The organism is Streptococcus mitis, assembly GCF_965111725.1.
GTDB lineage: Bacteria > Bacillota > Bacilli > Lactobacillales > Streptococcaceae > Streptococcus > Streptococcus mitis_DV.
Window position 1 is genome coordinate 659,667 of sequence record NZ_OZ217341.1, and the last position, 14,717, is coordinate 674,383.

Annotated in this window: 14 protein-coding genes; 13 read left to right on the forward strand and 1 reads right to left on the reverse strand. The window is 40.2% G+C overall.

Annotated elements, in window-relative coordinates; all coding sequences use genetic code 11:
* Positions 1 to 102: 102 nt before the first annotated feature.
* The 8 genes from ACLV7Q_RS03415 to yaaA all read left to right on the forward strand — a co-directional run bounded on the left by ACLV7Q_RS03415 (position 103) and on the right by yaaA (position 8,544).
* Entirely contained in the window at positions 103 to 417 is a 315-nt protein-coding gene (locus ACLV7Q_RS03415; protein WP_411865984.1) for a hypothetical protein, read from the forward strand.
* A 612-nt stretch (positions 418 to 1,029) separates the two neighbouring features.
* On the forward strand, positions 1,030 to 1,470 hold the full coding sequence (locus ACLV7Q_RS03420) for a hypothetical protein (RefSeq protein WP_225904712.1): 441 nt from the start codon (positions 1,030 to 1,032) through the stop codon (positions 1,468 to 1,470).
* Position 1,471: 1 nt separating this feature from the next.
* Complete coding sequence (locus ACLV7Q_RS03425; protein ID WP_218757469.1) at positions 1,472 to 2,443, forward strand: glycosyltransferase family 2 protein; 972 nt, start codon at positions 1,472 to 1,474, stop codon at positions 2,441 to 2,443.
* A 237-nt stretch (positions 2,444 to 2,680) separates the two neighbouring features.
* Positions 2,681 to 5,377: a cation-translocating P-type ATPase gene (locus ACLV7Q_RS03430; RefSeq protein WP_218757470.1), complete on the forward strand. Its 2,697-nt coding sequence runs from the start codon at positions 2,681 to 2,683 to the stop codon at positions 5,375 to 5,377.
* Positions 5,378 to 5,489: 112 nt separating this feature from the next.
* Positions 5,490 to 5,900, forward strand: coding sequence for a peptide deformylase (locus tag ACLV7Q_RS03435; RefSeq protein ID WP_218757471.1), 411 nt, complete (start codon positions 5,490 to 5,492; stop codon positions 5,898 to 5,900).
* Between the two features lie 11 nt (positions 5,901 to 5,911).
* Positions 5,912 to 7,507: a hypothetical protein gene (locus ACLV7Q_RS03440; protein WP_218757472.1), complete on the forward strand. Its 1,596-nt coding sequence runs from the start codon at positions 5,912 to 5,914 to the stop codon at positions 7,505 to 7,507.
* A 65-nt stretch (positions 7,508 to 7,572) separates the two neighbouring features.
* Positions 7,573 to 7,737, forward strand: coding sequence for a YczI family protein (locus ACLV7Q_RS03445; RefSeq protein ID WP_049511965.1), 165 nt, complete (start codon positions 7,573 to 7,575; stop codon positions 7,735 to 7,737).
* Between the two features lie 78 nt (positions 7,738 to 7,815).
* Positions 7,816 to 8,544 carry a peroxide stress protein YaaA gene (gene yaaA, locus ACLV7Q_RS03450; RefSeq protein ID WP_218757473.1) on the forward strand — a complete coding sequence of 243 codons (729 nt, stop codon included), beginning with the start codon at positions 7,816 to 7,818 and terminating at the stop codon, positions 8,542 to 8,544.
* Positions 8,545 to 8,838: 294 nt separating this feature from the next.
* Here yaaA and ACLV7Q_RS03455 read toward each other — a convergent pair whose 3' ends face one another.
* On the reverse strand, positions 8,839 to 9,387 hold the full coding sequence (locus tag ACLV7Q_RS03455) for an NADPH-dependent FMN reductase (RefSeq protein WP_173274628.1): 549 nt from the start codon (positions 9,385 to 9,387) through the stop codon (positions 8,839 to 8,841).
* 422 nt (positions 9,388 to 9,809) lie between these two features.
* Between ACLV7Q_RS03455 and ACLV7Q_RS03460 the strand changes: the two genes are divergently transcribed.
* The 5 genes from ACLV7Q_RS03460 (at position 9,810) to asnS (ending at position 14,692) form a co-directional block, all read left to right on the forward strand.
* The gene (locus ACLV7Q_RS03460; RefSeq protein ID WP_218757474.1) at positions 9,810 to 11,006 is read left to right on the forward strand and encodes an MFS transporter; all 1,197 of its coding nucleotides are present in this window, start codon (positions 9,810 to 9,812) and stop codon (positions 11,004 to 11,006) included.
* Between the two features lie 292 nt (positions 11,007 to 11,298).
* Positions 11,299 to 11,787: a DUF5590 domain-containing protein gene (locus ACLV7Q_RS03465; RefSeq protein ID WP_218757475.1), complete on the forward strand. Its 489-nt coding sequence runs from the start codon at positions 11,299 to 11,301 to the stop codon at positions 11,785 to 11,787.
* The gene (locus ACLV7Q_RS03470) at positions 11,784 to 12,971 is read left to right on the forward strand and encodes a pyridoxal phosphate-dependent aminotransferase (RefSeq protein ID WP_218757476.1); all 1,188 of its coding nucleotides are present in this window, start codon (positions 11,784 to 11,786) and stop codon (positions 12,969 to 12,971) included. Before ACLV7Q_RS03465 ends, ACLV7Q_RS03470 begins: the two co-directional genes overlap by 4 nt.
* The gene (locus ACLV7Q_RS03475; RefSeq protein WP_218757477.1) at positions 12,964 to 13,329 is read left to right on the forward strand and encodes a VOC family protein; all 366 of its coding nucleotides are present in this window, start codon (positions 12,964 to 12,966) and stop codon (positions 13,327 to 13,329) included. Before ACLV7Q_RS03470 ends, ACLV7Q_RS03475 begins: the two co-directional genes overlap by 8 nt.
* Positions 13,330 to 13,348: 19 nt before the next feature.
* On the forward strand, positions 13,349 to 14,692 hold the full coding sequence (asnS, locus tag ACLV7Q_RS03480; RefSeq protein WP_000167160.1) for an asparagine--tRNA ligase: 1,344 nt from the start codon (positions 13,349 to 13,351) through the stop codon (positions 14,690 to 14,692).
* Positions 14,693 to 14,717: the final 25 nt, after the last annotated feature.

Genomic DNA, 14,717 nt, shown 5'->3' on the forward strand with positions numbered 1-14,717 from the left:
ATAGACTGATAAAGTGAAAAGTTGAGGTAAATAAAATTGAAAAAAATGAGTATTTTAGCGATGAGTATTTCTTTGCTCTTTACTGTTTTAGTCTGGTTCTCGATGGTAACAAATGTCAAACAAGGAATACCGTTTTCAGATGCTAGTATTTTTGAATATTTTGGGTATGCAATGAATCGAGGAGAATTGATGTATGCAGACTTATTTGATCATAAGGGGCCAGTTGTTTTTTTACTGAACTACCTAGGATATCTTATTGGTGGTGCGTTAGGAATTAAATTTTTATACCTATTTTGTACATTTCTATTCTTTATAGCTAGCTATAAGATCTCAAGATTATTTACTGGGAATAAGCAAACAATTTTAACTTTAGCAATTATCTTTATAATTTATGAGTATTTTTTTGATGGCGGTTAGAGTTTAGAAGGTTTTATTTTACCTTTTTTGTCTTATTCATTATACATTTTTTTAAAATTATTTATACAAAATGATTTCAGTAAAAATGACATCGTAGTATCAGGTGCGTTTTTCGCTATTGTATTTTTTACGAAAGCAAATATGATAGGGATTTGGCTAGTATTTTGTATTTATGTATTGATTGATTTTATACTAAAGAAAGCATACAGGGACTTGTTTTCTTTGATAGGATTATTTTTCCTTGGAATATTAATACCAACTATCCCTTTGTGCTTATATTTGTTAACAAAAGGTATCTTTTTTGAAATGGTATACCAGTCGATTGGAATTAATTTTATTTATACTACAGAATCTAATAACGTTTCGATGTATGAGATTATCAGATGGTACATTTCTCAAACAAATCTCTTAAGTCTTAATTTATTGATGTTATTTTCCTTGATACCACTGTGGAAGAAATTTGGAATAAAATCAATCTTCTATCATTTCGTTTTTATTGTTTGTTTACTTCTGGCTCTTATCTCAAAAAGAAGCTATGGTCATTACATTTTAGTAATGCTCCCGATTTTGATTCCATATATTTCCTATTTATTTCATAGCATATCCAAGAAAATGTCTTTTCAAGTATTTTTTGTCTTATTCTTAGGATTTATTATTGTATACCAGAATGATGTAAAATCCATCATGAAAAGTATGAATACAAGATATCTGAATAGATCTGAGAAACAGCAACGTGTTGCTAGCTATATAGAGAAAAATACGTCGATGGATGACCGAATTTATACACACCGTCAAAATGGAACAATTTATTTGTATAGTGAACGGCTAGCTAGTACAAAATTTTTCTTCATCCCAGCTGTGACAGATGATCGAGTTATTATTGATGAGTTTAGAAAATCTATACAAGAAAATCCTCCTATCTATATTGTATTTGATACTGAATGGGATTATGGTAAGAGAACTGACTCTTTTATAAAGGATTATATTAAAGCAAATTATCACTTAGAAAAACAGATTGATACGGCTATGATTTATAGAAAAGGAGGAGAATAGCATGAGCAGGAAAAAGCCAATTTTATATATTGTTGTTCCATGTTATAACGAAGAGCAAGTCCTACCACATACTAATCCAATGTTTGTTGAAAAAATTGAACAATTAGTAAATAAAGAAGAAATCCATTATCTTAGTAAAATTATGTATGTAAATGATGGTAGTAAGGATCGGACTTGGGGACTGATAGAAAGTTATGCTCAATCTATTCCTTCTGTGGTTGGTGTGTCACAAAGTCGTAACAGGGGACATCAAAGTAGTGTTCTTGCAGGTATGTATGAGGCTATTCAGTTTGCTGATATTGTTATTACCATCGATGCTGATGGACAAGATGATATTAATTGTATGGACAAAATGATTGAAGAATATAAAAGTGGTTCTGAAATTGTATACGGTGTACGTGATAACCGTGATACAGACTCTGCTTTTAAACGAATTACAGCTGAAGGTTTCTATAAGGTGCTACGCCTATTTGGAGCAGAAGTTGTTTTCAATCATGCCGACTATAGATTGGTATCAAAAAGATTTTTGCAGGAGTTAGAGAGGTTCCAAGAAGTTAATCTTTTTCTTCGTGGTTTAATGCCCTTAGTGGGCTTTAAATATTCTTATGTTTCATATAAACGCCATGAACGAATTGCTGGTGAGAGCCATTATCCACTGTCCAAAATGCTTGGTTTGGCTATGGATGGTATTACCAGTTTATCAATCAAACCGATTCGTTTGATTACAAGTTTTGGGGTCTTGACATCACTCTTTAGTTTTCTGTTGATTATTTGGGTTTTATGGAGTAAGGTTGCTGGTACGGTTGTGGCAGGCTGGGCAAGCACCTATGCAATAGTTAGTTTACTTGGTGGGGTTCAATTGATTAGTTTGGGAGTAATTGGTGAGTATATTGGAAAGATTTACCTAGAAACGAAACGTCGTCCTAGATATATTATCAGTGAACGTACTTTTGATAAGGATAGAATTTTATAGAATCTTTACTCTTTGAAAACTTTTCAAAATTTGGTATAATAGTACTACTCAAGGGAGTAGCTGGCAGAAACCTGTGATAGTGTCGTCATTCCGAATTTTATACTGAAAAGTATGCTTTCCGGCACTATCTTAAACAGCGAGACTTGTTATGATTAACAGGTCTCTTTTTGTTTGTCGTGAAAAGATACGATGAGAAAAAGAGAGCCTGTTTTGCACACAATGTCAAGGAGGAGACACATGTCAAAAGAACAAAAACGCCAAGCGTTTTACACTCAGAGTCCTGAAGAGGTCTTGCAGGCTGTGGATGCGACCGAGCAAGGTTTATCATCAAGTGAGGCGGAAAAGCGCCTTGCTGAATTTGGCCACAATGAACTCGAAGAAGGCGAGAAACGATCAATCCTGGTCAAGTTTATCGAGCAATTTAAGGATTTGATGATTATCATCCTAGTTGCGGCGGCTATCTTGTCAGTTGTGACTTCTGGCGGGGAAGATATCGCAGATGCTATTATCATCCTAGCTGTGGTTATCATCAACGCTGCCTTTGGTGTTTACCAAGAAGGAAAAGCAGAAGAAGCTATCGAAGCCCTCAAATCCATGTCTAGTCCAGCTGCTCGCGTTCTTCGTGATGGGCATATGGCGGAGATTGATTCTAAAGAATTGGTACCAGGCGATATTGTTGCCCTCGAAGCAGGTGACGTGGTGCCAGCAGACCTACGTTTGCTAGAAGCCAACTCTCTTAAAATCGAAGAAGCAGCCCTGACAGGTGAGTCTGTTCCAGTCGATAAAGACTTGACAGTTGAACTTGCTGCAGATGCTGGTATTGGTGACCGTGTCAATATGGCCTTCCAAAACTCAAATGTGACTTATGGTCGTGGTCTTGGTGTTGTTGTCAATACAGGTATGTACACGGAAGTTGGTCATATCGCTGGCATGCTCCAAGATGCGGATGAGACGGATACACCACTCAAACAAAACTTGAATAACCTTTCTAAGGTCTTGACCTATGCTATCTTGGTCATTGCCCTTGTTACGTTTGTAGTTGGTGTCTTCATCCAAGGGAAAAGTCCACTTGGTGAGTTGTTGACTTCTGTTGCCCTTGCCGTTGCAGCCATTCCAGAAGGACTTCCTGCTATCGTTACCATCGTTCTTTCCATTGGTACTCAAGTTTTGGCCAAACGCCATTCCATCGTTCGTAAATTGCCAGCAGTTGAAACACTTGGTTCAACTGAAATCATCGCTTCTGATAAGACTGGTACGCTGACTATGAACAAGATGACAGTCGAAAAAGTCTTCTATGATGCGGTTCTACATGACTCAGCTGACGACATTGAACTAGGTCTTGAAATGCCCCTTCTTCGTTCAGTTGTCTTGGCTAATGATACGAAAATCGATGTGGAAGGCAACCTGATTGGTGACCCAACCGAAACAGCCTTTATCCAATATGCCTTGGACAAGGGCTACGATGTTAAAGGTTTCTTAGAGAAATATCCACGTGTGGCTGAGTTGCCATTTGATTCTGACCGTAAGCTCATGTCAACGGTTCACCCATTGTCAGACGGTCGTTTCCTTGTAGCAGTCAAGGGTGCGCCAGACCAACTTTTGAAACGTTGTGTTCTTCGTGATAAGGCTGGGGATATTGCTCCGATTGACGAGAAGGTTACAAACCTCATTCATACAAACAATTCTGAAATGGCCCACCAAGCCTTACGTGTCCTTGCAGGTGCGTATAAGATTATCGATAGCATTCCAGAAAACCTCACTTCTGAAGAGCTTGAAAATGATTTAATCTTTACTGGTTTGATTGGGATGATTGACCCTGAACGTCCTGAGGCAGCTGAGGCTGTTCGTGTGGCTAAGGAAGCTGGAATCCGTCCAATCATGATTACTGGTGACCATCAAGACACAGCAGAAGCTATTGCTAAACGTTTGGGAATCATTGACGCAAACGATACCGAAAGCCACGTTTTAACTGGTGCTGAGCTCAACGAACTATCTGATGAAGACTTTGAAAAAGTAGTTGGTCAATACTCTGTTTATGCCCGTGTGTCTCCAGAACACAAGGTTCGTATCGTCAAGGCTTGGCAAAAACAAGGTAAAGTCGTTGCCATGACAGGTGACGGTGTCAATGATGCTCCGGCTTTGAAAACAGCAGACATCGGTATCGGTATGGGAATCACTGGTACAGAGGTTTCTAAGGGTGCATCTGACATGATTCTTGCAGATGATAACTTTGCGACTATCATCGTTGCAGTGGAAGAAGGACGTAAGGTCTTCTCAAACATTCAAAAGACTATTCAGTACTTACTTTCTGCCAATACTGCTGAAGTATTGACCATCTTCCTATCAACCTTGTTTGGTTGGGATGTTTTGCAGCCAGTTCATCTTTTGTGGATCAACTTGGTAACGGATACCTTCCCAGCTATTGCTCTTGGTGTTGAACCTGCTGAGCCTGGTGTCATGAACCATAAACCACGTGGACGCAAGGCAAGCTTCTTCTCAGGTGGTGTTTTCAGTTCTATCATCTATCAAGGTGTACTCCAAGCAGCTATTGTTATGAGTGTTTATGGACTTGCCCTTCTTTACCCAGTTCATGTGGGTGACAATCATGCCATTCATGCAGATGCTCTAACGATGGCCTTTGCAACCCTTGGTTTGATTCAGCTCTTCCATGCCTACAATGTCAAATCTGTTTACCAGTCCATCTTGACAGTTGGTCCATTCAAGTCCAAGACCTTCAACTGGTCCATCTTGGTATCTTTCATCCTTCTTATGGCAACAATCATCGTAGAACCGCTTGAAGGAATCTTCCACGTAACCAAACTAGACTTGTCACAATGGGGAATCGTTATGGGCGGAGGCTTCTCAATGATTATTATCGTCGAAATCGTTAAGTTTGTTCAACGTAAACTCGGTTTTGACAAGAATGCGATTTAAAAAAGTCATCTTCGGATGGCTTTTTGCTACAGTTGAGGGAAAGAGCTTGCAGTTATCGGCTTTTGTGCTATAATTGCTATAATATAGTAAAAAACAAGAGGAGTGTGAGGAAGTGGAAAAGAAAATTGTGAAGGATATTTTGTTTTTATCTCAGGTATCTCAGCCGGCAAATCAGGAAGACCTGCATCTTGCCATAGATTTGCAGGATACACTCTTAGCAAATCGAGAAATTTGTGTCGGTTTAGCTGCCAATATGATTGGGGTGCAGAAGCGCGTGATTATCTTTAATCTTGGCTTGGTTCCTGTGGTTATGTTTAACCCAGTGCTCCTGTCCTTTGAAGGACCTTATGAGACAGAGGAAGGCTGTTTGTCCTTGACAGGTGTGAGACCTACTAAGCGTTATGAAACCATAAGGATTGCTTATCGTGACAGCAAGTGGCAGGAACAGACCATTACCTTGACAGGCTTCCCAGCCCAGATTTGCCAGCATGAACTGGATCATTTGGAAGGACGAATCATTTAGGAGGAAAGCAAATGAAACGAATAGTCTTTGAACTTATTTTTATCGCAACGACCTGGTATATCTTTTTACCGCCCCTTAACCTGACCAGCTGGGAATTTCTCTTTTTCCTTTGTGGGCATTTGCTGCTTGTAGCAATCTTATTTGGCTTTGGCAAGGGGATAAACCTTGTCAAAACGGTTCATGTGCGCCACGGCAAGGCGGAAGCTGCCTTAAATCTTGAGGGTTTCAAAATCAATCGGTTAGGGAAAATCCTTTTAGCTTCTATTGGAGGAATCCTTCTCTTGGCAGCTTTGGTTTCCTTGGTGACTTCCAGCATTTTTCAGGCTAAAAATTATGCCAATGTAGTCACGGTTACGGAAAAAGACTTTACTGAATTTCCTAAGACTGATACCAGTAAGGTTCCAATCTTAGATAGAAGTACTGCTGAAAAAATTGGTGACCGCTACTTGGGTTCCCTAACGGATAAGGTGTCGCAGTACGTAGCGGCAGACACCTATACCCAATTGACAATTGATGGGAAGCCTTATCGAGTGACGCCACTAGAATACGCAGACCCTATCAAATGGTTTAATAATCAGGCCAAGGGAATCGGCGAGTATATCAAGGTGGACATGGTAACTGGTAATGCGGACTTGGTGGACTTGAAGACACCAATCAAGTATTCGGACTCGGAGTATTTTAACCGCGATGTCAAACGCCACCTGCGCTTGAAGTACCCAACCAAGATCTTCAAAACTCCATCTTTTGAGGTGGACGATGAGGGCAATCCTTTCTATGTAGCAACGGTTTACCAAAAGCAATTTGGACTTGCGGTTCCTCGTCCTGTTTCAGTCATTATCTTGGATGCCACAAATGGAGAAACCAAGGAATACAGCTTGGCAGATGTTCCAGAATGGGTGGACAGAGTCTATCCAGCAGAGGAAACCATCGAGCAAATCAACTATAATGGCAAGTACAAGGACGGTTTCTGGAATGCAATGATTTCCAAGAAAAACGTGACCCAGACTACCAAGGGCTATAATTACTTGTCTATCGGCAATGACATTTACCTCTACACAGGTGTGACGTCGGCCAATGCAGATGAAAGTAATCTTGGTTTCATCCTTGAGAATATGCGAACAGGAGAAATCACTAAGTACAGTTTGGCTTCTGCGACCGAAGAATCAGCCCGTGAATCAGCCGAAGGTGCTGTTCAGGAGAAATCCTACAAGGCAACCTTCCCAATCCTCATCAACCTCAATGACAAGCCTCTCTACATCATGGGCTTGAAGGACAATGCTGGCTTGGTCAAAGAGTACGCCCTGGTAGACGCAGTCGAGTACCAAAATGTTATCGTTGCTACGACAGTGGAAGAGATGCTCAGTAAGTATGCCAATAAAAACGATCTTGAAATTGACAGTGCAACAACAGAGAGCATCAAGGGTGTGGTAGCAGACCTCAAATCAGCTGTTATCAAGGGCGACACCGTCTACTTCTTTAAAGTTGATGGCAAGATTTACAAGGTTAAGGCCTCAGTATCAGATGACCTCCCTTACCTTGAAAATGGTAAAGCTTTCGAAGGTCAAGTAGGAAAAGACAATTATCTCAAGACCTTTAAAGTCCAGTAAAAAAAGGTTTATTTAAGAAATATATGTTATAATAGAGTAAATTAAGACTAATGGAGGACAAAGAAATGGGTTTTTATTTGATGCTTGCTTCAATGCTACTCGGACTGCTCGCTTTGAAGATAGGTTTTTCTCAGTTCAAGGAGAAAAAAGATAAATTCTTATCTATCTTAACAAGTTTAGCTGGGCTAGCCCTTGTTCTCGTGGCTGTCTGGTTAGGATGGCCCAAATAAATAGAGAAACCTCGGTCAAATCGAGGTTTTTCAGATGAATTTCTTGGTAGTGACAAAAAAATATGCTACACTATCAATATGAAAATTTTAATCCCAACAGCAAAAGAAATGAATACAGATTTGCCAAGTATTGAAGCCACTCCTTTAAAACCAGAAAGTCAGGCTGTGCTGGATGCCTTGGCTCTCTATTCTGCTAGTCAATTGGAGAGTTTTTACAAGGTATCAGCCGAGAAGGCAGAGGAAGAATGTCAACATATCCAAGCTTTGAAAAGGCAAACTGCTCAACACTACCCAGCCTTGAAACTTTTTGATGGGCTCATGTATCGCAACATTAAGAGAGATAAATTGACCGAGGTAGAACAAGCCTATCTTGAAAATCATGTCTTTATTACTTCGGCTTTGTACGGTGTCGTTCCAGCCTTGTCACCTATGGCCCCTCACCGTTTGGACTTTTTGATGAAATTAAAAGTGGCTGGTAAGACTTTGAAGAGCCATTGGAAGCAAGCCTATGATGAAGCTGTGAAGCAGGAAGAAGTGATTTTCTCCCTCTTGTCGTCCGAGTTTGAGACGGTATTTTCTAAGGAAATCAGAGAAAAAATGGTGATCTTCAAATTTATGGAGGATAGAGGCGGTCAGCTGAAAATTCACTCAACCATTTCCAAGAAAGCGCGTGGTGCCTTCCTGACAGCCCTGATAGAAAATCAAGTACAGACGGTGGAGGAAGCTCGTCGCTTAAGCTTTGCAGGATTTACCTACCGAGAAGATCTGTCACAGCCACAGGAATTGGTTTTTGTAAAGGAAGTATGAAAAGATATTTTGTATTTGACAATATGTATCATCAGCTATTTTAGTTTATAAATGAAAAAAGCGAATAAGCTAGTCTTCTGAGTGTCAGAAAAGTAGTCTTGTTCGCTTTTATTATGTTAGTTAGTTTAGTTATACTCAATGAAAATCAAAGAACAAACTAGGAAACTAGCCGCAGGTTGCTCAAAGCACAGCTTTGAGGTTGCAGATAAAGTTGACGTGGTTTGAAGAGATTTTCGAAGAGCATTAGGTATGAAAAAACCACCAAAATGGGTGGCAAAGAGTCATAAAATATCTTTACTTGATCGCATTGACCAAGTCTTGAGCTTGTTTTTCAAGTGAGTTTAGGACTGTTTCTTCGAGAACCAATTTTCCGTCTGCCCAAGCAGAGTCATTAACACGTGCAGCGGTGAAATCGCCAACGACTTGTGTACGGATAAATGGCAAGAGGTCTTTATAGATAGCGAAGAGTTGATCGTGACCTGCATTGGCTACAGATGATACGGTGACAAACTTGTCTTGAAGGGCAGAAGCGCCACGTGTATCAGACAAGTCAAGGGCACGAGATAACCAGTCAAGCAAGTTTTTCACTGTTCCAGGGATAGAGAAGTTGTAGACTGGAGAGAAAATCCAGATAGCATCTGCAGCGAGAACCGCTTCACGAGCAGCCGCTACAGCTGGGTGAGTTGGAACTTCCAAATCTTGGCTGAAGAGAGGAAGGGCTGAATAATCAAGGTAGCTAACTTCCGCTTTACCAGCAAGTGCTTTCTCAGCTTCGAGCGCCATTTGGTGGTTGAAAGAACCTTGACGTAGTGATCCGACGATAAATAATACTTTTTTAGACATGATGTGTCTCCTTTTTCTTAAAATTTCGAGAACTCTCTCGTTGTTATAAAATATATTACAACAAAACAAAACAACTTGCAAGAAATTTGCTCAAAGTTAATTTGAAAATGATAAAATTGCAGAAACTCTAGTTATTTGCGACTGGAAAAGCAAGAACTGTTTTACTTAGGTTCTGGTTTGAATTTGATTTTCGAAGAGTATTCTAACATTCTCTTGTAATATGATGACATAAGTGCTAAAATAAACAAGAAAACTCGCAATAGAAACCGCAGAACAGCTATTTCCGGTATCATTTCATAAATCATTAAAGGAACAATAATGGCATTGAAGAATGCTTCTCAAAAGGGGTGGAGATCATGTAAGGCACAGATTAACAAGTGACGGACAAAAGAAATAATAACACACTTGTTAAAGGAGAAAAGATGTTAATAAGAAATTATCGAAAAAATATTGGCCTGATGGCCGGAGTTGAGTTTTTTGCATTTCTAGGGATTACCAGTTTTTGGATTCTCTTTCTCAGTCAAAACGGCATGTCTCTTTGGCAGATTGGACTTCTGGAGAGTATCTTTCATGCGACCAGTCTTCTCTGTGAAATTCCATCTGGTATGTTAGCTGACCGCTATTCCTATAAGACCAACCTTTATTTAAGTCGTATAGCAGGGATTCTGTCTTCTATTCTCATGTTGGCTGGGCAGGGAAATTTTTGGATTTATGCCTTAGCGATGGCAGTGAGTGCCTTGTCTTATAATTTTGATTCGGGGACGAGTGCAGCAATGGTCTATGACTCGGCTGTAGAGGCTGGACTAAAGGAGCGCTATTTATCCATTTCGAGCTTTATGTCAGGAGTAGCAGAAGGAACTCGGTCTTTGGGGACAGTGTTGGCGGGATTTTTTGTCCATGGTCAATTGCACCTGACCTACTATATCATGATTGCCACTTCTATCATAGTTCTTTTCCTGATTTGGATGCTGAAAGAACCTAGTGTCAAGCTAGAAAAAGCTGATAGTGTGACCATGAAACAGATTATTTGGACTGTTAAGGAAGAGTTGGAGCGAAATCCCATGCTTTTCAACTGGATGATTTTGTCTCAGATTGTCGGAGTACTCATGTGCATGTTTTATTTTTACTATCAAAATCAGTTACCAGATTTAAGTAGTTGGCAAATTTCAGCAGTTATGCTACTTGGTAGTCTCTTGAATATCGTCGCAGTCTATCTAGCGAGTAGGATTGGAAAGAACTATGCTGCCTTGAAGCTTTTCCCTATCCTCGTCCTGCTGACTGGAGTTACCTACCTGCTGTCCTACTTTGGAACACCTCTAATCTATATTTTGGTCTATTTGATTAGTAATGCTCTATATGCTCTTTTTCAGCCTATTTTTGACAATGATTTGCAAGAGCGGCTCCCAAGTGAAGTAAGGGCAACCATGCTGAGTGTTTACTCTATGATGTTTAGCCTTAGTATGATTGTCTTCTTCCCACTGACAGGGTGGTTGATTGACCATTTAGGCTTTGTAGTAACATTTCTTTATCTAGGATTCTTTTTAGTCATGATTAGCCTTCTACTACCTATCTTTTTAGGAAAAATGGCTAAAAGAATGGATGATAAAGTGATTCTATAAATCAAAAAAAACTTACGAAAACTTGAGTGTCAAGCTCAGGTTTTTTAATAGGTTGATTTTGGAGCTGTCTTTACTTTTCTTACTCGATTTTAACTAAGAAAAATCAGTTTGCTTTGAAGGAAGAAATAGAATTGCTTGCTTATACTCAATGAAAATCAAAGAGCAAACTAGGAAACTAGTCGCAGACAGTACTTGGGTACGGCAAGGCGAAGCTGACGTGGTTTGAAGAGGTTTTCGAAGAGTATTCTTGCATTCACTTGTAATAAAGCCCAATAGATGGTAAAATAGACGAGTGAAAAAAAGACAAAACAAAGCAAAAAATAATCTACTGTGGCAGTATGGTCTAGGGATGACGATTTTGCTTGTGGTTATCAGTGCTTCCTTTCTGTATCTGGTTTCTCTTGGCATGAAACCTTATCAAACAGCTAAAAGTGAAGGAGAAAAATTAGCTCAGCAGTATGCAGGATTAGAGCAGGCTGATCAGGTTGACTTATACAATGGCTTAGAATCTTATTATAGCGTTCTTGGTCGCAATAAAAAACAAGAAGTACTTGCTGTCCTGATTGGAAAAGATGACCATAAGATTTACGTTTATCAGCTAAATCAAGGTGTTTCACAAGAAAAAGCAGAAGCGGTTTCTAAGGAAAAAGGAGCTGGCGATATTGACAAGATTACCTTTGGCCGTTATCAAGACAAGCCAATCTGGGAAGTTAAGTCAGGATCTGATTTTTATCTAGTAGATTTTGAAACAGGAGCATTGGTCAATAAGGAGGGCCTATGAAACTATCCAACCGTGTTTTAGAAATGGAAGAAAGTGTCACTCTAGCTAGTGATGCGAGAGCAAAAAAATTAAAAGCTCAAGGTAAGGATGTCCTTTTCTTGACCTTGGGGCAACCAGATTTTCACACTCCTGAAAATATTCAAGATGCAGCAGTTAAAGCTATTCGAGAAGGACAGGCTTCCTTCTATACAGTAGCTTCAGGTTTGCCTGAGTTAAAAGCAGCAGTCAATACCTATTTTGAGCGATATTATGGTTATTCCGTAGCGGCCAACGAAGTCACATTTGCTACCGGTGCTAAGTTCTCACTCTATACTTTCTTTATGGTTGTGGTCAATCCAGGTGATGAAGTCATCATCCCAACCCCATATTGGGTTAGTTATGGAGATCAGGTCAAGATGGCAGAAGGGATTCCAGTTTTTGTTCAAGCTAAAGAAGACAATGATTTTAAAGTTACGGTGGATCAACTAGAACTAGTTAGGACAGATAAGACAAAGGTTTTGGTTCTCAATTCACCATCTAATCCGACTGGTATGATTTATACTCGTGAAGAATTACTAGCTATCGGAAATTGGGCAGTTGAGCATGACATTCTGATTTTAGCTGATGATATATACGGTCGCCTTGTTTATAATGGAAATGAATTTGTTCCAATCTCAAGTCTATCAGAAGCAATTCGTAAGCAAACCATTGTTATCAACGGTGTATCTAAGGCCTATGCCATGACGGGTTGGCGAGTTGGTTATGCGGTAGGTAATCCTGAAATCATTGCAGCTATGAGTAAATTGACGGGACAAACAACTTCAAATTTGACATCTGTTTCTCAATATGCGGCTATTGAAGCCTTAACAGGACCGCAAGATTCTGTGGAAGTTATGCGTCAAGCATTTGAAGAACGTCTCAATACCATCTATCCACTCTTGTGTGAAGTCCCTGGTTTTGAAGTTGTCAAACCACAAGGAGCTTTCTATCTCTTTCCAAATGTCAAAAAAGCTATGGAGATGAAAGGTTATAGCGATGTAACAGCATTTACAACGGCTATTCTTGAAGAAGTTGGTCTGGCCTTGATTACAGGAGCAGGATTCGGAGCACCAGAAAATGTGCGCCTCAGTTATGCGACAGACCTAGACACGCTTAAAGAAGCAGTTAAACGCTTGAAAGCATTTATGGGGAGTGAGAATGATTGATCATTTTGAAATTAAGGTAAAGGATTTACAAATTTCAGAAGGATTTTATAGGAGTTTTCTCGCTCCTTTGGGCTATAAATTGGCTTTTAAGACTACTTCTCTAATCAGTTTTCTTGCCCCAAATAGCCCTCATCCTGGTGGTGATTTTTGGCTGGCTCAGGGGACACAAGATCCTATTCACTTTGCTTTTTTAGCAGAAAATAAGGAAGAGGTTCAAGCTTGTTATGAGGCTGGCTTAGAGGCAGGTGGGCGAGACAATGGGGCTCCTGGTTATCGCAGTGAGCAACCGATTTACTACGCTACTTTTGTGATTGATCCAGATGGGAACAATATAGAAGTGGTTTGCCATAAAGAATAAAAAAGAAAAAGGAAAAACAATGACAAAACGTGTAACGATTATTGATGTAAAAGACTATGTTGGTCAAGAAGTGACGATTGGTGCTTGGGTTGCCAACAAATCAGGAAAAGGGAAAATTGCCTTCTTGCAATTGCGTGATGGAACAGCCTTCTTCCAAGGTGTAGCCTTTAAACCAAACTTTGTCGAAAAATTTGGTGAAGAAGTAGGACTTGAGAAGTTTGATGTTATCAAACGCTTGAGCCAAGAAACGTCTGTCTATGTGACAGGAATTGTCAAAGAAGATGAACGTTCTAAATTTGGTTATGAGTTGGACATTACAGACATCGAAGTGATCGGTGAATCTCAAGACTACCCAATCACACCAAAAGAACACGGAACAGACTTCTTGATGGACAACCGTCACTTGTGGCTACGCTCTCGTAAGCAAGTAGCGGTGATGCAAATCCGTAACGCTATCATCTATGCAACTTATGAGTTCTTTGACAAGAACGGCTTCATGAAATTTGATAGCCCAATTCTTTCAGGAAACGCAGCAGAAGACTCAACTGAACTCTTTGAAACAGACTACTTCGGAACGCCAGCCTACTTGAGCCAATCAGGTCAGCTTTATCTAGAGGCAGGTGCGATGGCTCTTGGTCGTGTCTTTGACTTTGGTCCAGTATTCCGTGCTGAAAAATCAAAAACACGCCGTCACTTGACTGAGTTCTGGATGATGGACGCAGAGTACTCATACTTGACACATGATGAGTCGCTTGACTTGCAAGAAGCTTATGTGAAAGCTCTTCTACAAGGTGTTCTTGACCGTGCGCCTCAAGCCTTGGAAACATTGGAACGTGATACAGAACTCTTGAAACGCTACATTGCAGAGCCATTCAAACGTATCACTTACGATCAAGCTATTGACCTCTTGCAAGAGCATGAAAATGATGAAGATGCTGACTATGAGCATCTTGAGCATGGAGATGACTTTGGTTCACCACACGAAACTTGGATTTCAAACCACTTTGGTGTGCCAACATTTGTCATGAACTATCCAGCAGCCATCAAGGCCTTCTACATGAAACCAGTTCCTGGAAATCCAGAGCGCGTGCTTTGTGCAGACTTGCTTGCCCCAGAAGGCTATGGAGAAATTATCGGTGGGTCTATGCGTGAGGAAGACTACGATGCCCTTGTCGCTAAGATGGATGAACTTGGTATGGACCGTACAGAGTATGAATTCTACCTTGACCTTCGTAAATACGGTACAGTTCCACACGGAGGATTTGGTATCGGTATCGAGCGTATGGTCACCTTCGCAGCAGGAACAAAACACATCCGTGAAGCCATTCCGTTCCCACGTATGTTGCACCGTATCAAACCATAAGAACAGGAAAACGCCCATGTGGCGT